The organism is Colwellia sp. RSH04 (genome assembly GCF_003545765.1).
Taxonomy (GTDB): Bacteria; Pseudomonadota; Gammaproteobacteria; order Enterobacterales; family Alteromonadaceae; genus Colwellia.
Genome location: NZ_QXIO01000050.1, coordinates 1 through 595 on the forward strand (window position 1 = coordinate 1; position 595 = coordinate 595).

Annotated in this window: 1 protein-coding gene; it reads left to right on the forward strand. The window is 36.6% G+C overall.

Annotated features, from left to right (window positions below):
- Positions 1 to 29 precede the first annotated feature (29 nt).
- The gene (locus D1094_RS18440; RefSeq protein WP_118961556.1) at positions 30 to 500 is read left to right on the forward strand and encodes a GNAT family N-acetyltransferase; all 471 of its coding nucleotides are present in this window, start codon (positions 30 to 32) and stop codon (positions 498 to 500) included.
- Positions 501 to 595 lie beyond the last annotated feature (95 nt).

Consider the following 595-nt stretch of genomic DNA (forward strand, 5'->3'; position numbering starts at 1 on the left):
CGTTATGTACCTTAAGGGAAGTTAGGTGAATGATTCGAAAAGCAGAGAAATCAGATTACGAAGAAATGGATTTTGTATTTAGGGAATCCGCCAAAGCACTTTGTATTAGAAATTACGAAAAATCAAAAGTTTTAGACTGGGTTGGTAAACCTTGGGCTGAACGTTTTGTCGAAAGCGCTAATAAAGGTAATGATCAATTTGTAAAAATCAGCAATGGAAAAGTCGTTGCTTTTGCTGAACTAAATACTGAAAAGTTCATGTTAAATTCTATATTTGTTTTGTCAAATTATGCAGGCAAAGGTATCGGGCAAGAATTGCTTGAGTTCTTAATTAGCAAAGCAAAAGAAGCTGGCATACAGTATTTAAAACTCGATGCCTCTCTAAATGCGGTTAACTTCTATTTGCGCAATGGTTTTAAAAAATGTGGTGTTAGCAAATTTACGACTCAAAATGGAGTTGTTTTAGATTCCGTCCAAATGAAGTGTGTATTCGGTACATAACAAGCCAATAAAGTATGGGACTGCTAACAGCTTGCTCGGTTCCGCTTCGCTGCACAATTTTAGCAAGCTATTATCAGCCCCTTATTGGGGCGTTA